General features: G+C 60.9%; 23 protein-coding genes and 1 tRNA gene. 15 read left to right on the forward strand and 9 right to left on the reverse strand.

Annotation, left to right across the window (positions count from 1 at the left end):
- Nucleotides 1–33 precede the first annotated feature (33 nt).
- On the forward strand, nt 34–258 hold the full coding sequence (locus KIV56_RS12110) for a hypothetical protein (protein ID WP_281533629.1): 225 nt from the start codon (nt 34–36) through the stop codon (nt 256–258).
- Here KIV56_RS12110 and KIV56_RS12115 read toward each other — a convergent pair.
- Nucleotides 242–1,000, reverse strand: coding sequence for a TnsA-like heteromeric transposase endonuclease subunit (locus KIV56_RS12115; protein WP_281533630.1), 759 nt, complete (start codon nt 998–1,000; stop codon nt 242–244). The genes KIV56_RS12110 and KIV56_RS12115 overlap by 17 nt on opposite strands.
- 290 nt (nt 1,001–1,290) lie before the next feature.
- On the opposite strand from KIV56_RS12115, the gene KIV56_RS12120 reads away from it, so the two are divergent.
- Nucleotides 1,291–1,743 (forward strand): hypothetical protein, encoded by a 453-nt coding sequence (locus tag KIV56_RS12120; RefSeq protein ID WP_281533631.1) that lies wholly within the window; start codon nt 1,291–1,293, stop codon nt 1,741–1,743.
- Nucleotides 1,744–1,789: 46 nt separating this feature from the next.
- On the opposite strand, the gene KIV56_RS12125 is transcribed toward KIV56_RS12120, so the two are convergent.
- The 3 genes from KIV56_RS12125 to KIV56_RS12135 form a co-directional block, all read right to left on the reverse strand.
- Nucleotides 1,790–2,128, reverse strand: a complete 339-nt coding sequence (locus tag KIV56_RS12125; protein WP_281533632.1) for a hypothetical protein — start codon at nt 2,126–2,128, stop codon at nt 1,790–1,792.
- Nucleotides 2,115–2,522 (reverse strand): hypothetical protein, encoded by a 408-nt coding sequence (locus KIV56_RS12130; protein ID WP_281533633.1) that lies wholly within the window; start codon nt 2,520–2,522, stop codon nt 2,115–2,117. Before KIV56_RS12130 ends, KIV56_RS12125 begins: the two co-directional genes overlap by 14 nt.
- A 66-nt stretch (nt 2,523–2,588) precedes the next feature.
- Nucleotides 2,589–2,915, reverse strand: a complete 327-nt coding sequence (locus tag KIV56_RS12135) for a hypothetical protein (RefSeq protein ID WP_281533634.1) — start codon at nt 2,913–2,915, stop codon at nt 2,589–2,591.
- Nucleotides 2,916–3,279: 364 nt separating this feature from the next.
- On the opposite strand from KIV56_RS12135, the gene KIV56_RS12140 reads away from it, so the two are divergent.
- The 3 genes from KIV56_RS12140 (at nt 3,280) to KIV56_RS12150 (ending at nt 5,247) form a co-directional block, all read left to right on the forward strand.
- Nucleotides 3,280–3,921 (forward strand): Helicase associated domain protein, encoded by a 642-nt coding sequence (locus KIV56_RS12140; RefSeq protein WP_281533635.1) that lies wholly within the window; start codon nt 3,280–3,282, stop codon nt 3,919–3,921.
- Between the two features lie 280 nt (nt 3,922–4,201).
- Nucleotides 4,202–4,444 carry a hypothetical protein gene (locus KIV56_RS12145; RefSeq protein WP_281533636.1) on the forward strand — a complete coding sequence of 81 codons (243 nt, stop codon included), beginning with the start codon at nt 4,202–4,204 and terminating at the stop codon, nt 4,442–4,444.
- Nucleotides 4,445–4,452: 8 nt separating this feature from the next.
- Nucleotides 4,453–5,247: a metallophosphoesterase gene (locus KIV56_RS12150; RefSeq protein ID WP_281533637.1), complete on the forward strand. Its 795-nt coding sequence runs from the start codon at nt 4,453–4,455 to the stop codon at nt 5,245–5,247.
- Between the two features lie 62 nt (nt 5,248–5,309).
- On the opposite strand, the gene KIV56_RS12155 is transcribed toward KIV56_RS12150, so the two are convergent.
- Both KIV56_RS12155 and KIV56_RS12160 read right to left on the reverse strand, forming a co-directional pair.
- Nucleotides 5,310–5,864, reverse strand: a complete 555-nt coding sequence (locus KIV56_RS12155; RefSeq protein WP_281533638.1) for an ImmA/IrrE family metallo-endopeptidase — start codon at nt 5,862–5,864, stop codon at nt 5,310–5,312.
- A 3-nt stretch (nt 5,865–5,867) separates the two neighbouring features.
- Nucleotides 5,868–6,233, reverse strand: coding sequence for a helix-turn-helix domain-containing protein (locus KIV56_RS12160; protein ID WP_281533639.1), 366 nt, complete (start codon nt 6,231–6,233; stop codon nt 5,868–5,870).
- A 168-nt stretch (nt 6,234–6,401) separates the two neighbouring features.
- On the opposite strand from KIV56_RS12160, the gene KIV56_RS12165 reads away from it, so the two are divergent.
- The 4 genes from KIV56_RS12165 to KIV56_RS12175 are packed head-to-tail and all read left to right on the forward strand — an operon-like array spanning nt 6,402 to nt 10,800.
- Nucleotides 6,402–7,409, forward strand: a complete 1,008-nt coding sequence (locus KIV56_RS12165; protein ID WP_281533640.1) for a nucleotidyltransferase domain-containing protein — start codon at nt 6,402–6,404, stop codon at nt 7,407–7,409.
- The gene (locus KIV56_RS12170) at nt 7,406–8,881 is read left to right on the forward strand and encodes a ThiF family adenylyltransferase (protein ID WP_281533641.1); all 1,476 of its coding nucleotides are present in this window, start codon (nt 7,406–7,408) and stop codon (nt 8,879–8,881) included. The genes KIV56_RS12165 and KIV56_RS12170 overlap by 4 nt, the downstream gene beginning before the upstream one ends.
- Before the next feature lie 8 nt (nt 8,882–8,889).
- Nucleotides 8,890–9,351: a Mov34/MPN/PAD-1 family protein gene (locus KIV56_RS20455; RefSeq protein ID WP_432432549.1), complete on the forward strand. Its 462-nt coding sequence runs from the start codon at nt 8,890–8,892 to the stop codon at nt 9,349–9,351.
- 9 nt (nt 9,352–9,360) lie between these two features.
- Complete coding sequence (locus KIV56_RS12175) at nt 9,361–10,800, forward strand: SAVED domain-containing protein (RefSeq protein ID WP_281533642.1); 1,440 nt, start codon at nt 9,361–9,363, stop codon at nt 10,798–10,800.
- A gap of 72 nt (nt 10,801–10,872) precedes the next feature.
- On the opposite strand, the gene KIV56_RS12180 is transcribed toward KIV56_RS12175, so the two are convergent.
- Nucleotides 10,873–11,616 (reverse strand): hypothetical protein, encoded by a 744-nt coding sequence (locus KIV56_RS12180; protein WP_281533643.1) that lies wholly within the window; start codon nt 11,614–11,616, stop codon nt 10,873–10,875.
- Nucleotides 11,617–11,990: 374 nt separating this feature from the next.
- Nucleotides 11,991–12,950, reverse strand: coding sequence for a hypothetical protein (locus KIV56_RS12185; RefSeq protein WP_281533644.1), 960 nt, complete (start codon nt 12,948–12,950; stop codon nt 11,991–11,993).
- 261 nt (nt 12,951–13,211) lie between these two features.
- Between KIV56_RS12185 and KIV56_RS12190 the strand changes: the two genes are divergently transcribed.
- The 5 genes from KIV56_RS12190 (at nt 13,212) to KIV56_RS12210 (ending at nt 20,669) form a co-directional block, all read left to right on the forward strand.
- Nucleotides 13,212–13,751, forward strand: coding sequence for a hypothetical protein (locus KIV56_RS12190; protein ID WP_281533645.1), 540 nt, complete (start codon nt 13,212–13,214; stop codon nt 13,749–13,751).
- A complete protein-coding gene (locus KIV56_RS12195) occupies nt 13,748–15,265 on the forward strand; it encodes a type I restriction-modification system subunit M (RefSeq protein WP_281533646.1) in 1,518 nt (505 codons plus the stop codon). The genes KIV56_RS12190 and KIV56_RS12195 overlap by 4 nt, the downstream gene beginning before the upstream one ends.
- A gap of 186 nt (nt 15,266–15,451) precedes the next feature.
- Entirely contained in the window at nt 15,452–16,663 is a 1,212-nt protein-coding gene (locus tag KIV56_RS12200; protein ID WP_281533647.1) for a restriction endonuclease subunit S, read from the forward strand.
- Complete coding sequence (locus KIV56_RS12205; protein WP_281533648.1) at nt 16,660–19,962, forward strand: type I restriction endonuclease subunit R; 3,303 nt, start codon at nt 16,660–16,662, stop codon at nt 19,960–19,962. Before KIV56_RS12200 ends, KIV56_RS12205 begins: the two co-directional genes overlap by 4 nt.
- On the forward strand, nt 19,959–20,669 hold the full coding sequence (locus KIV56_RS12210; RefSeq protein ID WP_281533649.1) for a M48 family metallopeptidase: 711 nt from the start codon (nt 19,959–19,961) through the stop codon (nt 20,667–20,669). The genes KIV56_RS12205 and KIV56_RS12210 overlap by 4 nt, the downstream gene beginning before the upstream one ends.
- Before the next feature lie 195 nt (nt 20,670–20,864).
- Here KIV56_RS12210 and KIV56_RS12215 read toward each other — a convergent pair.
- Nucleotides 20,865–20,935, reverse strand: a tRNA-Gly gene (locus tag KIV56_RS12215).
- 72 nt (nt 20,936–21,007) lie between these two features.
- Between KIV56_RS12215 and dcd the strand changes: the two genes are divergently transcribed.
- A complete protein-coding gene (gene dcd, locus KIV56_RS12220; RefSeq protein WP_281533650.1) occupies nt 21,008–21,610 on the forward strand; it encodes a dCTP deaminase in 603 nt (200 codons plus the stop codon).
- The last annotated feature ends 347 nt before the right edge of the window (nt 21,611–21,957 follow it).

Below are 21,957 nucleotides of genomic sequence, written 5' to 3' on the forward strand. Positions count from 1 at the left end.
TGCGACCCGTAGAGGTCGAGAGCCTCGTTCTCTTTGGCCGAACGTGAGTCGAGGTTCCGCGGGTCGGAGGAGCCTGCGGACGGTGGGTTCGATGAGTCGGGCGGCGATATCGGCGATGTGGGTGATGGTGTATTCGCCGGTGGAGCAGTGCCGGAGTTTCAGCAGGCTGCCGTGGAAGCCGACGACGAGGTAGTTGCCGTCGTGGAATTCGAGTTCGGAGTTGAGGTCGATGGAGGTCATGTCAGTGTCCCTTGGTGATGGTTGTGTAGGTGGTGAGCTGGGCGGTCATGTCGAACGTGAGTAGGTGATGCCAGAGGAGGTTGTAGACCGTCATGGCGCCGCGTGCCGGAGAATCCCGGTCGGCGACGTGGACGAGGTCACGGAATCGGGCCCCTGGGTCGGCGGCGGCGAGAACCAGCGCTTGGGTGGCCTCGTTGGGCTGGTAGCGGGGGTGGCGGTACCCGATGAGCCATTCCATGTTTGCTTTGACCAGGGGGTCGATTCTGGTGAAGAGTTCGTAGGCCCAGCCGACCTTGTCGCAGAGGCGTTTGGTCTCAGCGAACTGCGCTTGAGTTTTCGGTTTGATGAGTTTCTCGGGGCGCACGTCGTAGACGACCTGGCGCCCGTCGGTGTGGATGGCGAATAGGTCGGGGTAGTGCACTGTGCCGTCGGCGAATTGCATCATCATCGGTTGGGACGCGATGGCGGTGATGCCGGCTGTGAAGTCCAGGGCCATCAGTGCCGTCATCTCGAACAGGGACTCGTACCAGATGTGCTGGCCGGTCTGCCCGAAGGCGTAAAGGCCGTGGTAGTTCCGTTGGGCCTTGTACTGGTAGCCGGTGCGGATGCGGCGGGCTTCGACGATGTTCCGGTGCACGAGCGCGGGTGTCGCATTTTCAACATGCTGGCGGCGTGCGTGGTCCACCCAGACAACTAGGTCTCGTCGAGTCGTCGTGGTGAGGGCGCCGGGGCCGGTCTGGCCGGAGTTGCTTCGCTTCATGGTCGCAACTCCCGTCGAGGTCCAGTCACAGGCGAGGGCATTTCGGCCCCGCTAGGGGTGCCGGCGGTGGGTTTTGGTGGTGCGCATGTGTTGTTCATGCTGAATGCATTAACGGTTCTATTTTCCGGCGACGCTGGAGGCGCCGAAAAAGGCCCATCTGCGAGCATCGAGTAGCTAAAAGCTCGGAAACTGGTCGTTTGCGGGCGTCGTAGGCTAAGCGGGTGACCAATCCTCGGTACTGTCCGCGTGACTTTTCCACGAACCCCCAACAGTTCGGTAAAGACCCCGCGATGGTGTGGAAGGAGCCCCGGTCGGAGCGGGACGTCTTCTTGGCGGCCGCGAAGCTTCAGCATCTCTATGCGATGCGTATCCGGGCACGGATTCGTTCTGCTGAGAACTCGGGTCCTCAGTCGCTGAAGGCGTATGCCGCAGCGTCTGGGATCAAGTACGACCGGGTGCTGACGATTCTCCGGGGTGAAACGGTTCTCCGACTGGACGATATCGCCATGGCGGATCTGATCCTGGGGGAGGTCAGCGAGGTCTCCCGGGCCGAAGCGGTTGTGCTGGCGCAGGATGCGAAGGAGAAAGCGATCGTCCAGGCGGCCGCCGACGCCGTGCGGGAACACGAGGAGGCCGTGGATGCGGCGGCCTACTGGGCTGAGGAGGAGAGCGAACGCATCCGTCAGCGTGTAGAGAAGGAAAAAGAGCGCAAAGAGCACGTGGCCTCGGTCTTCAGAGGGTAGGCGTGACGCAGCCCGGCCGCTGGGGCCGGGTTGCGTCCGGCCGCCTCTAGTCGGGCACAGCACCGCCGGCCTCCGGGCTAGGGATGTGATCGACGCGTCGGATCTCGGAGACGACCGAAGACACGTGCCAGAAGAAATCGACCACATCATCCCAGCCGTCGGTACTCATCGTCCACCGGCCTCGGGCGCCGACCTTCAACGTATCGATAGTGCGGATCGGACGGGACTGGTCGTTCACGGTCGGGCGCGCAGTCGCCCCGGGAACGCGGGTGACGGTGCCCGCGTCCAGATCGAAGAAGTGGCTGGAGTCTCGGGTGATGACCTGCCAGAGACCGCCTTCGTCGCCCCGGAGTTCGGTGACTGTACTGGATTCAGTGGTGCTCATGGGTGTTCCCTTCCATTGGGTTGGTTGTGTCGTCTGGGCGGAGGTTAATGTCGTTTTCGGCACGACTCATCTCAGGCTTATGCCGGTCATGTGCGTCGGATGACTCCGGCAGAATCCGGCCGTTGATGGAGTCGCCGACGAACCGAAGGGTTTCGATTTCGGTCGCGCTGAGTTCTCGGACTGGCGCCATCCGTTCGATGGTGATGATCGGGGAGCTGATGTAGCTCCCGGCAATCTGGCTCGGCGACAGGAATGTGCTGCGTCTCCCGATTTTGACCGGGCCGATGTCGGTGAAGCGGAGCCATTGCCCGTCGGCGTAGAGATGCCGTGCGAGGGCGCCGGGCGTTCGCTTGTAGCCGCTGAGCCTCCCAGTCCACGAGAATGACAGACCCATGCTCGGTGGTCAGTCGGGTAATCCCCGGCCAACCCTGACTAGCAGGTTCCGGGCCTGGTCCATCGTTCATGGCACGCTCCTTTCGTTGTGAATTTGCGGATCCAGCTGTGTGATCGCCATCACGGTGGTCGTGCGGCGCGAGGTCGCGGCCACGCCGGCGACTCCGAGATCGACGATGAGGTGCATTCGCTGACCAACGGAGCAGGCCACGATGCGCAGGATGGGCACTTCTGACCCGTCACGCCGCAGATCGTGATCGTGATCGGGATCGTCGACGGTCGGCAAACGGCGCATCACGCCGCGGTCCAAGTCGAGCCAGTAGGTCGACCCCGACTCTGTCTCAATCGCGAATCGTCCGGCGCTTTCCGCCATCAACGAGCTCATCGCCTGCATCCGGCTGCCCTCCGCCCTGGCCCCGTATTGCCGGCAGCCCTCCCCGGAACCGGACATCGACTCTGGGCGCGCGACAGCACGTCGCATGCGACGTCGGATGCCGCATCGTGCGCGGTCGGCCCTGATGCACTCTCCTGGCTGCTCGGCGCGAGGCCTAAACCGCATGCCGAATTTCCTGCTGAGTCAGGCATTTCCATTCCTCCGATCCCTCTCGGCGGTCGGTGCGATCGCCGGTGCAGGGACGGTAGCCCGGTCTGAAACGACAGCGGACCCGTGCCGGAATACACCTTCCGACCCGCCGCCGAGAACCTCCCGCGCATGCCCTATCCGACCCACACACGCGTGCGGGTCGGAAAGGCACCCCATGTCCGAACCAACCCGACTTGAGCTTCTTCACGCCGACTACGCTCAACTCGAACTCCGCAGCAGGGCGACCCTCACCGCCGACCAGGCGCGGTCCCTGATCTTCTACAACGCACAACGCGCCTCAGAGGGCGCCGCTGCCGCTACCAACCCTGGTCGAGATGTCATCGCCTGGATCCGAAACACAGAAGCGCTCAGCACCTTCGTCGCACGAGAATCCCGCATGCCCCGAGAAAATCGCAGACTCCCCAACAGCGCCATCAGCGCCGACGAGAAGAGCCTCGTCAACCGCGTCAGAAATCAACGCCGGGCGTTCACTGCCGGACGCCTCTGCACCTACCAGGTGCGCCGGCTCCAGTGCATTCCGGGATTCTCCTTCAAACCCCTCGACGACGCCTGGCACACGAGCTACACGGCCTACGTTCAATTCACACGGACACACCGGGACGCCCCGAAACTGAGAAGCGCCGATCCCGCAGAACGCGCGCTCGCCGGGTGGGCGGCAAAGAACCGGATGGCGTACCACGACGGACGGCTCACGCCGGCGCGGACCGCCCTGCTGAACGACGTCGAATTCTGGAGTTGGGGAGCCCCGACATCGCGCAGGGTGACCAAGACCCGGCGCGAGCTCGACCACCAGTGAGGACCTATACCGACCGTAGGCAGGGTCGGCCTTCAGCGATCCCCTCCGCCGCCTCGGCTCTAAGTCGAACTCGGGCACGACGGCCGCGTCCACTCCCCAAGCGGGTCCGTGCAGGAATTCAAAGCGCTCGCAGGCGTGGGCAATGCACACAACTGCGGGAACACTGTCCGAGAGATGGCGCGGCTGACTACGCCCGCAGATCCGCCGACCTCTTATCGGCCGCGCGATGACCCGCGGCGCTCAGGGATATGGGAATTCGAAGGAACGAGAGGAGGTAACAATGGCGACTGACCATGACAAGGCAACGGCTGGCATCGCAGACGGTGGTGAAGCACATCACCTGACGATTCGCCGACCGCGGCTGGATCGTGACGGCCTCTTCCTCTTCGGCCGACGATACGATTCGCAGTCGGTGACCCTGGGCAGCACCGAACTGCGCGCGCTCGTCCGTGACCGTTGGATCGCCGTGGACGTTCTCGGCGAGTACATCCTCTACATCCACATCGATTGGAGCGGGCAATGACTGGAGACATGACCTTGAGCACGGACCTCTCGTTGCCTGGCGAAACGCGCGTTGCAATCGCCGGCGATTGGCACGCGAACACATTCTGGGTCCAACGAGCGATTCCCCTCCTCGCCCGACAGGCACCCGGGATCCGTACCATCCTCCACGTCGGCGATTTCGCCTTTTGGCCAGGGCCCGAAGGCCAGAGCTTTCTCGACACTGTCGACTATTGGTGCCGCAGCGCGGGTATCGAGCGCGTTCTTGTCACGCCAGGAAATCACGAAGACTGGGACCGCCTCGATGCGGAATTCGCGCAGCATCCCGGCGAAGCCGTGCGCTTCAGCAAAGTAGTCTGGGCGCTCCCACGCGGCTATCGTTTCACCCTCGGCTCGCGCACGCTTCTGTCGTTCGGGGGCGGTGCATCACTCGACTATGCGAGTCGCCGGATTGGGAAAACGTGGTGGTTGTCGGAGGCTCCGACAGACGACGACGTCGCGTACGCCATCGCCGGCGGCCCCGTCGATGTGCTCATAACCCATGAGCCGATCAATGGTGGCACGGTCGCAGTCGAAATGACACTCGGGTCCAATCCGTTCGGTTGGAGCGACAAAGCCCTCGTCTACGCGGCTGCATCGCGCGACCGCGTAACCAAGGTGTGGGAGGCCGTGCACCCATCCGTGCTCACCCACGGTCACATGCACCTCGCCGATCAGATCGAACTTGACGATGGTCGCCGCGTTTACTCCCTCGCGAACGACGGCGAGGACCGGAACCTGGGGGTGCTCGACCTCATGGATCTGGGGTGGACGTGGGTCGGTTGAGGATCGACGGAGATGCGCCTCATTCACGTGATCGTGAACAGCAACGCACGGTGTACCGCGGGCTACGGCTGCCACTTCGCGCGCATGCGCGCGGCCACAGTCCGCGCGCCACTGCCATTCATCCGCCAGCGAGCCACAGCTAAGCTCACGTCAAAAGCCTGTGCGACACGAACATCAGGGGCGCCCGCACGAGCAAGCCTTAGCGCGCCGTCGTAAGGGATGAGCATTTCGCCCGACAACCAGTCAGCCTCGGCTTCTTGATCTCCGGCGAGACCGCACTTGCGCTCATTGGCCAACGAGATTCCGAAGGAGTGCTCGAGCACTACATGTGCGATTTCATGACACAGGGTGGTGCGCCGTCGTGCCGCCGGTTGAGCATCGTTCTCGAGAATAACCTGCCCGGTTCCCACGGGGATAAGAGCTCCAGATAGTGCGCTGCCGTCGGCCTTTAGAAATTCAAGACGTGCGTCGGTACCAAGGGTGCTGAGCTTGATGACATCGATGCCGTAGCTTTCGGCAAACTCGTAAGGATCGAACGGCACATGAGCGTCAGCGCCGAGTTCTTCTCGAAGTTCCAAAGCCAACTTCTTGGCCTCGGTCTTGAACCCACGTCGCACAGGTCAATCCTTGGCTCGGGCGCGCTCAACGGTCGCACTTATGACCTGTTCAAGGTATCGGACGTCTGATTCGTTGAGGTCCTTGCGCGCGCGCAGAAGTGGAGCTAGTTGAGCCATCAGGTCAGGCTCTTGGTCGGCACGTCCGCTGGTCGCGTCTGATGCGAAGAATTGCTCGGCTGGCAGCGCCAACCACCTAACCAACGTCGCGAAGCCGTCTGTGTCAGGTTTTAATCCATTGCCGAGTCGAGAAAGCAATGACGGGCTGACGCCGATGTCGGCAGCGAGCGAGCGCCAAGACAATTGGCGCTGTTGTCGCGCGGCGTCAAGAGCGGAGTACAGGAGGGCCGCGTTAATCGTCGTTTTGGCCATACCCACAGTGTGTCACAGTTGCAACACTGCGGCGCACGCGACCCGAGTGTGTTAGAATTGAAACACAACTTCAGAAGTGGAACACACTCGCCGTTCCAGTTCTGTCGGTGGTTGCGATCAGAGTGGTCGCACTCGAAGTCTTACCCAAGACAGTTAGGAGGCCCCCCGATGGCTCACCTCAAGCAGCAGTTCAAAGACGCCTTAGGAATGATCGAACCCAGCGGCGACAAGGCCAACGCGCCCGAGGCCCACAAACAGGTGCGCGCCGCTCTTGAAGCAGACCCTGTGCTCGCAGGCTACGGGATCAACCCAGTACTGATCGGCTCCTACAAGAGGAGCGTTTCGATCAAGCGGATCAAGGACGTCGATGTCTTCGGCAGGATGCCCGACCTGAGTGCCAGCGTCACCGCGACCGAGATTCTCGACCGGTTCTTCAAGGTCCTTAACGCTGCCTTCGGCCGAGATGCGGCCGGACACCTGCGCACCAAGCGCCAGGATCGCAGCCTCCAGGTATCGTTCCCCGAATACGACCTCTACGTCGACGCGGTCCCCGCACGCCCTTACGGGGACGGCGAGACGTGGGAGATCCCTCAAAAGGGTGACGCGAATGAATGGGTGCGCACCAACCCGGAGGCACTCACGACCCTCTCGACATCGATGAACGCGGCGCACAACGAGCTCTACGTACCTACCGTCAAGCTGCTCCGCCAGGCTCGCCGCGCACTCCTCGGGAAAAAGAAACCGGGCGGATTCTTCGTGGAGGTCGCCACATACCAGGCATTCGCCAGTGGGCTGGTGACCGGTAATGACCACTCCGAGTACTTCACCTCCGCTCTTGGCGTCGTCAGCAACATCTTCGGCGCCTTCGTCGACTACGGGGTGGGCGTCACGGACCCAACTCTGCCCAGCAGCACGATCAGGATCCGAGCGACCGACGACGAACTTCTCGACATCAAAAGCAAGTTTGCGGCGGCCGCCGCCGCCGCAAAGGCAGCTCTCTCGGAAGTAGACGAAGGGAAATCAGCTCTCGCCTTCCGTAACTTGCTCGGCAAGAACGGTGACGACATGGTCGTATTCCCCATGCCGCCTGGATTCAACGAGGACGGGAGCAGGCGTGCGTCAGTGATCATTGCGGCGGAACGCTCTGTCCCTGCTGGATCTAAGAACTTCGCGTGACGTTGGAAGACTTCTCCGATGGAGTTGCAGCGTTGCGGCAGCACTTCGAAGAAGGTCTCATGAGGTCCGAGTTCGTCGAGCGCGACGGAGAGTGGATCGGGGACATCACGCATCGCGGCGGGGTGACAACGGTTCGCGTAAAGCTCACGGCACGCTTTCCATTTAGACCCGCGCGAGTGATTCCTGTTGATGCCGATTCGGTCGTGTGGTCATGGCACCGTGAGATCGACGGTGCACTGTGCCTCGTCGCAGATGACGACCATGAAGACCTCTGGTGGACCGAGGCTCCCGCCTTCCTCGACCACGTCAAGGCCTGGTTTGACGGCGCCGACGGCGGATGGGTCACGGACAGGCCTGACCTTGACCTCGATCGGTACTTCGCATCCTCCGATCGCGACGACCGCCTATACGTCTTCGGCGACCTCGGCCCATTGCTAGGTCACCTGGTGAGATTCGACAGAGGAACAAATGGCACCATGAGGCTCAGCGGTCTCGGCAAGCGTCCGCGTAGAGGCAAGGTGACTGACAAACAGAGATTTGGATACGTCGCCGACCTCGGTGATGTGACCACGCCGCCTCGCCAATGGGCGGACATTTCGGCCCTCATCGATCCGAGCGTGGAAATCGACCGCCTCATTTCTGACCGTTCCGTGAGTATCGTCATTCTGCACTATCGACGAGGAGAACATGACGGCGCCGTGTTTCTCGAGGTCTGGCCCAATAAGGCGAACGGAATCACAGCACGTCGACTCATAGCTGGCGCTGATACGCCAGAAGCAAGGACTGCGCGTTCTGGCCCCAAGGCCAGCGCGCTTCGAGGACGAAAGGTCGCGATCGTCGGTGCAGGTGCTGTCGGTTCGTTCGTTGTAGACGCCCTCGTTCGGAGCGGGGTCGGCCAACTGACGATTGTCGACGGGGACCGAATCATGCCGGGGAACCTTGTCCGGCACCTCGTTGGTCCCGACACCATCGGCATGTACAAGCCCACTGCCATCAAAACTTACATTGACCGGCGGTACGGAGCCGGCACTGTTGAAATTGAAGCATGTGACTCATATCTCTTGGCTCCAACTGAAGCCATCGACCTCCTCACGGAGCACGACCTTGTCATTGATGCCACCGCAGACTTCGCGATCACTGCGATGCTTCGTTCGACCGCCGAGGCAATCGGCCGCACCGTGCTGTCAGTCGTGATGCAGAACGGCGGAGCTACCTACCGGATTGACGTGCTGCCGTCACTGGACGGTTCTCCTGCCTTGCCCTCGTCGAGCCAGGCGATGCTGGAACCCGAAAACCTCGTTTATGAGAGCGGATGCGGAAGCCCGATCTCGGCAACACCGCCGGCAGCCGTCATTGAAGCGGCGGCCGCGGCGGCCAGGCACGCAATAGGGCTCCTGCTGGCCAGTCCGCTAAGCACCGTTGGCGAGGTCAGAGACCTCAGCGGCCAAACGCCCCCGGGCGGCATACCGTGATAACGCTAGTGCTCATCCAACCCGTCGCCGCCGACGCAATTGCGTCCGCTGCGAAGTCTGCCGTCCCGCTCGAGACCGGCGGCATCCTCGTCGGTCACCACGAGGACGACATGCTGGTCATTACGCATGCCATAACTGTCCCGGCGACGTCCGCTTCAGGTTCCCGATACACGAGAGACGATCTGAGTGCGAATGCGGCGCTCAGCGACTACCTTCTTGACCGCGAGCCCAGCGATCCTGCCGGTTATGTGGGTGAATGGCACAGCCACCCCGCATGTTCCGGCGTCAGGCTCCGTCGATATCCGGTCGATACGCGAGATTGCCCACGACATGAACATCGACGTTGCACTTCTCGTGGCCTTCCCAACCGTCGGCGACCGTCTTACGGGTGTCATCGCATCTCGAACCAGAATGGGGCGCGTGGTCGCACGGAAGACCCCGATTACGGTGATTCCCCTCCCCCTCGATAGGACAGACCCATGAACCTCCCAGCCCGCGCCGCCGACCTTCGAGGCAACGAGTTCCAGCATGCACGCGCGTGGCGCTATGCAGTCGACTCCCTCACGGACCCGGACATCCTGTCGGTATCGGTCGAGGACCCCGAAGGTGGTGCCTTCGACGACATCGTCGTACGCCGGGCGTCCTCACCAAACCTGTATGAACAGGCCAAGAGCTCCAACTACGGCAGCACGATCATCGACCAGGAATGGTTGTTCGCAAAGAAGACCACGGGCGGTAAGAGCCCTCTCCAGCATTTCTTCAGCACATGGACGAGCGTGCAAGCCCGAAACGAAGACGCCCTGTTCAATCTCGTCAGTAACCGCGGATATGACTCGACCCACCGCATTCTCGGGCATGCCCGAGACCAATGGGACTCGCGCATCGTCGTGTCCCGGCTAGACGGTGGCCCAGCTTCTGCCAACCGCGCAGTGCTGGAGGAGTGGGCGGAACACCTAGGAGCGACTGTTGCCGAGGTGCTCCTATTCCTTGCGGATCTGCGCCTTGTCACGACGTCCGACATGACCGAAACGCTCAGAGAACTCGGACACTCGCAGCGGAACGCTGGTCTGCGTGGCGACGAAGAAGCAGTCACTCTGGGGATTGCGATTGTTCGCCGCTGGGTGATGGTGGGGCGTCGCCCAGTCACGCGCGACGAGATTGCCGCCGACGTACTCGCTGCCAACATCGTGGACTCAACGTCCGGAGTCCGGCTGGTAGTCCACGGAATCGACCGGTATCAAGGTGCGAAATCCGTGGCAGAGCTTGATTTCACAGGCCTCTACGTAGGCGATACCGCCCAGGAACGCCGCGAATTTCGGGATCCAGGTGCTTGGGCGGAGCGCGTGGCCCCGGAGCTCAAGGCGATTGGTGCCCGCGTGGAGAGTTACGGCGTCCACAGTATCCGCATCGATGGATGGATGAGACTGCCGATGTGGTTCGCCATGGGCCGCGCGTTCCCCAGAGTCCGGAACTGGCGACTGAGCACGACCCAGAACGGAATTGAGTGGGTGTTGACTCCGGCAGACGAGGTTGCCCCCTCGGTCGTGACCGACGACCGGGGCTTCGTCGGAACCGATCTCGTCGTGGTTGTTCAACTCTCCAACGAAGCTGAACCTGCCGTTCGCCGGTGGATCGCTGACGGAACGGCATCGGTCGGTCAACTCCTGGTCCTGCAACCTGAACTTGGCCCTAGTCAGACCGCGGTCGTTGATGCTGCATGGCTTATGGGATGGATCGACGGTGCACGAAGAGCAGTACTGGCCCGGACGGTGGGAGTGCCACGTGTGCACCTGTTTCTCACAGGCCCGGCGGCGGCCGCGCTGGCATTGGGCTACCAATGGAACATGATGCCGGAGACCACCGTTTATGAATGGCTGCCCAGCTCGCAGCGTTACGTGCCCATCTTTACAACGTCATGAGGCTGGTTGGGGCCTGACAGCGTGACTCCTCCCGACATTCGTTTCAGCGCTGGACCTGGTCCCAAGCGCGCTTCAGCACGCGCCGTCCCAGGATTCGGGAGGCGGGCCCAGAATCTTCCCGGCCGCCTTAATGACGAACCACCCGAACACGTGGTTTCCCGCTGCACCGATGCCGACTCCAATGAAGAACGGGATCTGCTTTCCGAGAACCAGCACGCCCTGGTTGGTGCCGTACTTGGTCACGAATCGTGGGCCGAGGATCTTGTTGGCCTTGTCGATCGCTGACATTGGAATTGACTGCACGATCTTCTTGCCCCAGTAAGGGGCGGTGCGACCGATCAATGGCTCCAGTGCGGTGGTCGCGGCGCTGTTCCCGATGAGGACGGATGTGACCAGGAATCTGCGGCGCTCGACGTCTTCGACGTCCAGACCGTGGATCTCGGCGACTGACAGCGCGTACAGGACCGACGCCTCCAAAAACGTGAGCAGGTCGGCCAGGGCCACGGGGACCTGCACCCAGCCGTTCGGGACGATGGCCGCGGCGCCGGCGCCGGCGCCCGTCGTCGTGACCGCGCTGAGATAAATCGCGTTCAGGTAGGAAATTAGCTGTGCGGGAGACTTGCCGGGATGCACGCGGCGGAGCCGCGCGACGTTCGCGACCGCCGGCGGGTACTGAGCCTCCAGTGCCGTGTCGAGGCCCCCCTGCACCGCAGCGCGGAGGTCGACATTCATAACGGCCGCCCGAACCTTGTCCAGCGTGCCTCGGTCCCATTTCGGACCCGGCGGTGTCTTTGGCTCTTTGACGGATTCCGACATTCTCGCTACCCCCTGATTGCATGCGCCTGTAGTCAGGCTAGGGGGTACCGCCTGTGGCGGATGGCCAGTCCACGCCAGCGACCGGCGGGGCGGCCGGAATGCAGGTAGTGGATCCCGAGTCGCCGGCGCTGTTCCCCGGGAGCGTACCTGTCGGGATCACCCCGGGTTGGCTGACGTATTAGGACACTATCGGCGCGGCATGGGATCGCGCGCTGACGGCCGATGGCCGATGACGGCGCAAGGATCCAACCGCACGGGTCTCGGGTCGTTGTAAGAGGCAGACTGCGCGGTCGCTCGTGCGCACGGGTGTGATCGTACGTTGAAGCCCGAAGTCGCGATAGTCGCACCGTGGCCCTTCGCGGCACGGGCAGATCTCATCTAAATGCTCTGGCGACCGCTCGGTGCGCGACCGCGGGACCCAGTACCACATTTGGCCACGGGCGAATCATTCGACATGCGGCTGCGTACTCACTGATCCGTTTCGCCGCACTTTTCATGTCCTCTGCAAACCCCTCCCAGGTCGCTGATGGAGAGATCATCCAAGCCTTGACGATGGTGTCAGACCAGGCTCCGTGATACGAGCCGGCAGCTTGAAGAAGTTCCTGATAAACATCATCCTGGCCGGATGCGGCATCGAATAGGTTCTCAGGATCGAGGCTCGGAAGCAATGCCGGAAAAATACTCGCTCCAGCCGACAGCAATGAACCACCATTGTCCATTGGCTCCAGCAGGGGAACGGCTGGCGCCGCAAGTAGTCCGACGATGTTCAATAGGTGAGCGCGGTAATCACTTGAGTCACTCGCTCTCACAAGTCGTTCAACATCCTCGCCGATTGTCATCATGAGAAGTCCATGATGCGCCCAGAGGTCGGCGAGATATGCGAAAGTCAGGTGATCGAATGGTGCGTTCCGATGGGCAGTGAGCAGCACGTCCCCCCGTGTATCGGGTTCGCCGAGATGCAGCATCTCATGAGGATCGACACGGTATGAGCGGGCAGCCTCACCACTGCCCGAAACAAGTATCAAGAACGTCGGTGTTCCAGATCTCGATCCTGCCAGCCAGCCTGCCACGGTCGATTCGCCGACTCTGACGCTCAAGCCGCGCTGACGAGCCTTGACCTGGACGTGGACGACTAGACCACTCAACTGCCATTTCTTTCGGGACCCAATTGGCGCGGTGGGTATGTGCATGTGTAGATCCCAGCCGGTATCGTCCCCGGTCAGCGCATTGACTGCAGACCCTGTGCGGAGAAGCTCGGCTAATACTGTCGCCTCGCCAAGCGCCCCTTTGACGTTTCCTGCAGTCCTAGATGCCATGGTCAGAAGGTAGCTCACTACCGCGTTCGACGCGGCTGATCTACCCGGTTCCCCGCCCGCCGTCGCGAGTTGGAGGCTTGTGTCGGAAGGGAATATCCCGCTCTTCGACGCGTTCCAGGGGCTGGTTGTGTCGGTGAGGCGTGATGACTACGACGCTGATGTGCAGTAGCCGTTCTACTGCGGGACTAGCTTGACAATTTACTGTAGCGTCCCTACTGTATAAATATGAATCTTTCGGATGTGTGTGACGTACGACTGGGATTCAGCGCCAGGGAGCGGATGGAATCGGTGACAGGTGGAATTCAAGCAATCCAACAGGGCGATATCACCATAAGCGGAAGATTTGACAGCACCGGCAACCTTCGCGTTGATCCGGCTACCGGAACCAGCCAACATCACGTGCGCCATGGTGACGTGCTCCTTCGTTCCCGCGGAAATTCTGTAGCGGCCTGGGCGGTCGCAGGACCGCTGCAGGAGACCGCTCTTGCTGTGTCTCCCCTTTACGTCCTGAGGCCGACGGCCGGCGTGCTCGATCCGGGCTACCTAGCCTGGATGCTAATGAGACCGACCGCACAAAGTCATTTCGCGCGCGAATCCGTCGGTAGCAACCTTAAAATGATCCGGCGATCCGCCATCGAAACACTTCCCATTGAGCTTCCACCGTTAGTTATTCAGCGGGCCATCGCCTCCGCTGCACTTCTCGCCGCGCGCGAATTCGAACTCTCAACTCGCCTCGCCATCCTCCACAACGACCTGACCGCCCTGCGTCTCGACGCGTGCGCGCCCTCAAATCACCACAATGACAGGAACCTCGAATGAATGAGAACGTCACCCAGCAGCGCATCAACAACGCAGCATGGGCCGCATGCGACACATTTCGCGGCGTCCTCGACGCCACCCAGTACAAGGACTACATTCTCGTGATGTTGTTCCTTAAATACATTTCTGACGTCTGGAACGACCACCACGCGGCGTTCGAGCGGCAATTCGCCGGCGACGAGCGAAAGGTCGCTACTCGGCTCTCGCGCGAGCGTTTTCCGCTCCCAAAGGGCGCTGGATTCTATGACCTCTACGACAAGCGCTCCGCGGACAACATCGGTGAACTTATCAACCAGGCGCTCGAGGCGATTGAGGATGCGAACCGTGCGAAACTCGATGGGGTTTTTCGCAACATCGACTTTAACTCCGAGTCAAATCTCGGTCAGGTGAAGGATCGCAACCGACGGCTCAAGCTCCTCCTAGAGGATTTCAACAAGCCAGAACTTGACCTGAGCCCATCTCGTGTGACGGACGACATCATCGGCGAGACTTACATTTACCTCATCTCGCGCTTCGCGTCGGATGCGGGCAAGAAGGCCGGCGAGTTCTACACTCCACAGTCCCTATCAAAATTGCTCGCGAAGCTGGCGCAGCCAAAGCCGGGGGACACCATTTTCGACCCGGCCTGCGGCTCTGGTTCGCTGCTGATCGAAGCCGCTACTGAGGTAGGCAGTAACGACTATGCCCTCTACGGGCAGGAAGTCAACGGAGCCACCTGGGCACTCGCCCGCATGAACATGTTCATGCATGCCAATGATGCGGCAACCATTGAGTGGGGAAATACCCTAACGAATCCGACGCTGCTCGAAAACGACCGCTTGAAGCAATTCGACGTCGTGGTTGCGAACCCGCCCTTTTCCCTCGACAAGTGGGGTGCGGAGGATGCCGCGTCTGACAAGCACGGGAGGTTTTGGAGAGGTGTCCCTCCAAAGAGCAAAGGCGACTACGCGTTCATCTCACACATGATCGAGACGGCAAAACCCCAGAGTGGCCGTGTCGCCGTCATCGTGCCCCACGGGGTTCTATTCCGTAGCGCCGCTGAGGGCCGCATCCGAAAGGCCCTCATCGAGGAGAACATACTCGATGCGGTGATCGGGCTTCCCGCGAACCTCTTCACGACAACGGGGATTCCCGTTGCAATTCTCGTATTCGACCGGTCCCGCGAGGCTGGCGGGGCCAAAGAGAACCGACGAGACGTGTTGTTCATCGATGCGAGCCGGGATTTCACCGCGGCCAAGGCGCAGAATGTGCTCGACGAGGCGCATATCGCGAAGATCCTCGAGACCTACGCCGCCCGCGCAGAGACGGAACGGTATTCACATCTCGCAACCCTCGAGGAGATCGCCGGAAATGACTACAACCTCAATATCCCTCGTTACGTCGATACCTTCGAGCCCGATGAGCAGATCGACGTCGCGTCGGTGCAGCGAGAGATTGAACAGATCGAGACTGAACTCGTCGACGTGCGCGCTCGTATGCGCGGATACCTGGAAGAGCTGGGCCTCAATGCTTGAGGTGAACGGGGTCGTTGGGCCCCGTGCGAGTAAAAGCCGTCTCTCACTAAACGACATTGGCACCATGGATCTCGGCGGAGCCGAGGTTGAGTCAATGCGCTGCAAAACAGCGACTATGGCCGAACCGGGAGGCGGATCCGCCGCCTTCATTCAGTTCCAGGACCGTACACTTTCAAGAATTCCAGCATGATCACGCCTCCGGGTTGGAGTTCGGGCGTGGTGGGAGACGTGGTGACTCATGCACAGTACGGGACGAGCGCAGCAACATCAGCACATGGAACCCGGCCCATCGTAGGGATGCGAAATCTGACCAACGGGAATGTCAGCCTCAAGAAACTGCCATTCGTAGAAGAGGGGGAGACGGATTGGGCACCGCTCGTCCTCAAGAAGGGCGACATATTGCTCAATCGGACTAACAGTCCCAACCTCGTTGGAAAAGTTGGAATCGTGCGAGAAGACTCTTCGGCGGTTTTTGCTTCCTATCTTGTTCGGCTGGTTCCGGACCTTCGGCTCATGATCCCCGAGTTTCTCAACTATTGGCTGGATAGCACCATGGTGCAGGTCCATCTACGCAAACTCGCGACGCGCGGCGTTAGTCAAGCCAACATCAACCCCACGACCTTCCGTGAATACTGTCCCCTTCTTCGGCCACCGCTTCCCGAGCAGCGCAAGATCGCTGAAATTCTCCGCACTTGGGACGAGGCTATTGAGGACGTAACAAAGCAGGTGGACGCCGTCAAGAAACAAGCTTCCGGTATGGACAACGAGCTGTTCCGCATGTGTCACTCCAGTGCGCGCAACCGGCCGCGAGATTGGCGCGGCTTCGCTCTCGCAGACCTCTGTTCCGAACGTACGCAGGTAGGTAGCCCGGAGGATGAGTTACTTAGTGTCTCTCAGTCACGAGGGGTTATCCCGCAGGCCGATGCTGGGCGGAAGAACTCTTCAAGTGCGGATCGCTCACGTTACAAACTCGTACTGGCAGGCGATATTGCATACAACACGATGCGAATGTGGCAGGGAGCCTCTGGGGTGGTCAGCGCCCGGGGTGTCATTAGTCCTGCGTATACGGTCGTTACGCCGGACGGTTCTCGTTTGGACGTGCAGTATGCGGGTCACCTTTTCAGGTCTCGCCACATGATGTTTGACTTTGAACGCTACTCGCAGGGCCTCACCAGCGACACGTGGAATCTAAAGTTTCCGGCGTTCTCGACGATTCGCATATTCCTCCCTCCCGTGGAGGAGCAACGCCGCGTATCAGCAGCTTTGGACGAGCTCGATCTGGCACGCCGCAGCCTTGAACGCTATGCATTGGCTCTCCGCACTCAAAAGCGCGGCCTCATGCAGAAGCTTCTTACTGGTGACCTCAGGGTCCAGGTGGAAATGGATCAAGACTCATGACTGATCCAGCCGCTACGGGGTCCCCCTTCGATCCGGACGAGAAGCATCAATCTCAATTGCCGGCGCTTCAGGTTCTTACCGGTCTGGGCTACCTCCCTTTGTCGCCCGCCGACGCCCTCGCGATGCGCGGGGGCCGCCGCCGAAACGTAATCCTCGATACCGTGCTCGCCGAGCAGTTGGTGAGGCTCAACTCCTTCACCTTCCGTGGCCGTGAGTACCCGCTTGACCCTGCTGATGCACACGAGGCCATCCGCAAGCTCATGCCTGCCCCGGAGCAGCAGAGGGGCTTGAAGGCCACTAACCAGGAGGTCTACGACCGTCTCGTGCTCGGCGCGACTATTGCGAAGTCCATCGACGGCGACACAAAGAGCCACCACGTGAAATACGTCGATTGGGAGACTCCAGCGAACAACGTTTTTCACGTCACGGCCGAGTTCGGCGTCGAGCGCACGGGCAGTATGAACGCATGTCGGCTCGATGTCGTAGCTTTCGTGAACGGTATTCCGTTCGTCACGATCGAATGCAAGCGTCCATCCGAAGAAGTGCGGAAAGCTGATCATCAGCTTCTGAAATACCAGCGTGGTAGTTACATCCCTGACTACTTCCACTTCGCGCAAATCCTGATCGCAACGAACCGTCGCGAGGCGACTTTTGCCACAGTTGGTACTCCTTCTAAGTTTTGGAGCCCATGGCGCGAGGAAGAGGATGATGCGGCATCCGTGACGGCTGTGGCCAACCATCCGCTGAGCCGCGCCGTGATCGAGACTCTCTTCGCCGACTCTGGCAAGGTCGACTCTGTTTTGGCTTACTTCACAGCGCACGGTGCAGCCGGTGACCGCGCGCTTAGCCAGCAGGATCGCATGCTCCATTCGTTGTGCCGCCCCGAGCGGCTTCTTGAGATGGTGCGCACTTTCACCGTGTTCGACAATGGAACGCGAAAGATCGCGCGACACCAGCAATACTTCGCCGTGAAGCGCGCCGTTGAACGTGTAACTTCTGGCGGCGCCGGCGAGCGGCGTCCTGGGGGAGTCATATGGCACACCCAAGGGTCTGGCAAGTCGCTCACGATGGTAATGCTCGGGAAAGCCTTAGAGTTTGAGGCAAGCATCGTCAACCCGCGCATCATCCTTGTGACTGATCGCGACGACCTCGACACCCAGATTCGTGACACCTTTCGATCCTGTCAGCAGACCCCCCTGCGAGCAAAAAGCGGGAAACACCTTGCCGAGCTCATTGCATCTGGCGCGCCTCTCATCACGACCATCGTGAATAAGTTTGAGAACGCAGCCAAGCAGTTGATGTCTTCTACGTCTCCGTCTCCGACGGCAACGCCTGCAACCGCGGCCGTGCTCGACGAAAACAACGTCTTCGTACTTGTCGATGAGGGCCATCGCAGCCACTCCACGCAGTATGGCGACTATGGCGCGTTCGCCAAACGGATGCACCAGGTTCTACCGAACGCCAACTACATCGGCTTCACTGGCACGCCCTTGCTCAAACGCGAAAAGAACACGTTTCGCACTTTCGGGGCACCCATTCACACGTATACGATCTCCGACGCCGTGCGCGACGAGGCTGTTGTGCCTCTGCTCTATGAGGGGAGAATGGTCGAAGAGCAGATAGCTGGAAACGTGGTCGATCTCTGGTTCGAGAAGATCTGCCAAGGGCTCACCGCCGAACAGCAGGCAGATCTGAAGCGCAAGTTCTCGCGGGCAGATGTCCTTTCCGGTGCCGGCCAGATCGTTCGCGCAAAGGCCTTCGATATTTCGGAACATTTCCGAAAAAACTGGCAGGACACAGGATTCAAGGCCCAGCTTGTGGCGCCGAATAAGGCAACAGCTATTCGGTACAAGCAGGTCCTTGATGAAATTGGGCACGTCACGAGCGAAGTGATGATTTCGGCGCCCGGCGATGACGAGTCTGTCGAGTCCGTTGATCGAGCATCCCGCGACCTCGTTCAGCAATTCTGGGACGATGCAATGGTTCGCTACGGCGGGGAGATCGCCTACAACCGGGATGTTGTAGCTGCCTTCAAGGGCAGTGGAGGCCCCGAGATTCTCATAGTCGTCTCCAAGTTGCTCACCGGATTCGACTCCCCGCGCAACACCGTCCTCTACCTTTGTCGAACACTGCGCGAACACACCCTCTTGCAGGCGATAGCCCGCGTAAATCGTGTATTCGATGGGACGGCCGACGGTGATGGAGCGGGTTCGAAGGACTTCGGCTACGTGATCGACTATGAAGGTCTGCTTGGCGAGCTCGATTCCGCGCTCACTACCTATTCATCGCTCGACGGATTTGATCTCGACGAGCTTATCGGGGCCGTGATCGACGTACGTGAAGAGATCGCCAAGCTCCCTGCGAAGTGGGACGCTGTCTGGGCCCTGTTTAGGGGCATCCGTCATGACGACATGGAAGCACTCGAACAGCACCTCGGTGATAAGCCGCTTCGCGATGACTTCTATGACCGGCTCGCCGAGTTCACGCGCACGATGCACATTGCTCTGTCGAGCGACAAGGTCGACGACGTCGTGCCGGCCGAGCGCCTCGACCGCTACAAAGCCGACTGGAGCCGGTTTGTTAATCTGCGCAGGTCGGTGCAATGGCGATATGACGAGAAGGTGGATCTGCGCGACTATGAGCCGAAGATTCAGAAGTTGCTGGACGATCACCTGCAGGCGGTGCCCGCTTCAGTGATCATCCCAGAGCTTAACTTGAATGATCCGGCATCGCTTCGCGCTGCTGTGGAGGTAACCGGTGCGAGCGCGGCGTCGAAGGCGGACCGTATCGCGAGCGCGACAAAGAAGCGCATCAGCGAGCGGATGGATGAAGACCCCGCTCTCTACGCACGATTCGCAACCCTCTTACAAGCGGCGATCGACGCTCACCGGGCTCATCGTTTGTCTGAGGTGGATTATCTCAAGCACATGGTTTCCCTCTCGGAACGAGTCACGTCTGGCGATCGAGGACGCATATTGCCTGAACAAGTCGCCCAGGATGCTGATGCGGCGTCAGTGTTCGAAGCGATACTCGAGCGTTTTGCAGGTAGCACAGGCGTCGGCCCCTTGCTCGATGAGAATGCCGTGGCCCGAATTGCCCGCGAGCTGGTTGACATCGTACGGAGCCGCCTCATCGTCGGAATCTGGCAGAACGAACCCGCGCAGAACTCCTTGTTTAACGCAATCGATGACTACCTCTGGGAAGACGTCGAGATGGGCCTTGGTGCGCAACTGGAACCGAGCGACGAGGACGCGATCCGCGATGCGGTGATGCGGATAGCGCGGGCACGGTTCGCATGAATTTGACCGCCGCATACGGTTCGCACTCAATCGAGTACAGCCTCGTACGCCGGGACCGTGCCACTCTCGAGATCACCGTGCAGCCAGACGGAACGGTGGAGGTTGTCGCTCCGATGGCTTCATCGGCTTTGGAGATAGAACGTCGAATAACGAAGAGAGCCCGCTGGATCCTGCGCCAGCAAGAGTTCTTTGGTCAATTCCTGCCGCGCACGCCGCAACGTCAATGGGTACCAGGAGAGACTCACCTCTATCTGGGTCGGCACTACCGGCTGCGAATTGGAGAGCGAGCGAATACACGGCAGGTCCGCCTCATCCGCGGCTTCTTCGTCCTGGATGGCGTGGACTTCGACGACAATTTCGCCATCGAGTCGCTTGTGAACGCCTGGTATCGAGTGCGAGCCCGTGTCCAATTCGAACGGAGCCTACAGCGCTGCCAAAAGAGGTTCGCTACTCCGGAGTCGTTCGAGCCAGCCTCCGTTCAGCTGCGACGGATGCCGACACGCTGGGGCTCGATGTCGGCGAGAGGTCGCCTCTCACTCAACCCGGGTCTCGTGCGTGCGCCTGCGGATGCGATCGACTACGTGATTACTCATGAACTTTGCCACCTGGCCGTGGCGAATCACGGTCCCGCGTTTTCCGACTTGCTCTCGGTGGTAATGCCGGACTGGGAGCAACGCAAATTTCGGCTGGAGCGGGCCCTAGCCTGATTCTCGCCGCCTAGCCGCTCGAGGAAGAGTTCGGGCAGTCGATGGCTGCAACCGAAAAGTCCGGAGGTGCTGAATCTGCGCGGAATCTTGTTGAGCCAAGCTTCATCTTTCGTACCAAAGGCTCAGAAACTATGCGAGAAGGCTCGTCTAGCGAGCAAAGTCACACAAAAGTTGGGAGGGAGCGCAACTTTAGTGAGCGGATGACGGGAATCGAACCCGCGCTATCAGCTTGGGAAGCTGAAGTTCTACCATTGAACTACATCCGCGCGTCCGGCCGCGGGCAGAGCCTGCACCGGAACCGTGCCAGCATATCAAGTCCTCGCCGTTAGGCTGGACCCGTGCTGCTCTCCGATCGTGATATCAAGGCCGAAATCAACGCGGGACGAATCGGGCTCGAGCCCTACGCTCCGGAGATGATCCAGCCCTCGAGCGTCGACGTGCGCATCGACCGGTACTTCCGGTTGTTCGACAACCACAAGTACCCCTATATCGATCCGGCGGAAGACCAGCCCGAACTCACCCGGCTGATCGAGATCCCCCACGACGAGCCGTTCATCCTGCACCCCGGCGAATTCGTGCTCGGCTCCACCTACGAAAGAGTCAGCCTCGCCGACACGATCGCGGCCCGACTCGAGGGCAAGAGCTCGCTCGGGCGCCTCGGCCTCCTCACCCACTCGACGGCCGGATTCATCGACCCGGGCTTCACCGGCCACGTGACCCTCGAGCTCAGCAATGTCGCCACCCTGCCGATCAAGCTCTGGCCGGGCATGAAGATCGGCCAGCTCTGCTTCTTCCAGTTGAGCTCCGCCGCCGAGCGCCCATACGGCTCGAGCCAGTACAGCTCCCGCTACCAGGGCCAGCGCGGGCCGACGGCGTCGCGCTCATTCCAGAACTTCCACCGCACGGATGTCTCCGTCGAGCCGACAACGGGCGTCGAGTAGCCGCCACCCCTGCTCTGCCCCCTCCGCGGCAGTACGCGTGGCTAACTCAGGAGATTTGCCGGACTGGCGGGTATCGGCCGCACTGGTCCGGGGCCGTCCGCGATCGGTCGCACGGATTTCCTGAGTTAGCCCCCGGAAGCAACCGAGAGGCCTCGCGCGTTCGACCGGGCGTCGCGGTGGACGTGCACATCTGTCCTGGTACCGGTGTGGCTAACTCAGGAGATTTGCCGGGCCGGCGGGCATCGGCCGCATTCCTACGCGGGGTGCCTGCGGTCGGCCGCGCGGTCTTCCTGAGTTAGCCCCCGCGGCGGTCGCAACCGGGGTTGTGTCATCGAGCGGCAGGTCCG

Source organism: Cryobacterium breve (assembly GCF_027594785.1).
In the GTDB taxonomy this organism is placed as follows: Bacteria; Actinomycetota; Actinomycetes; order Actinomycetales; family Microbacteriaceae; genus Cryobacterium; species Cryobacterium breve_A.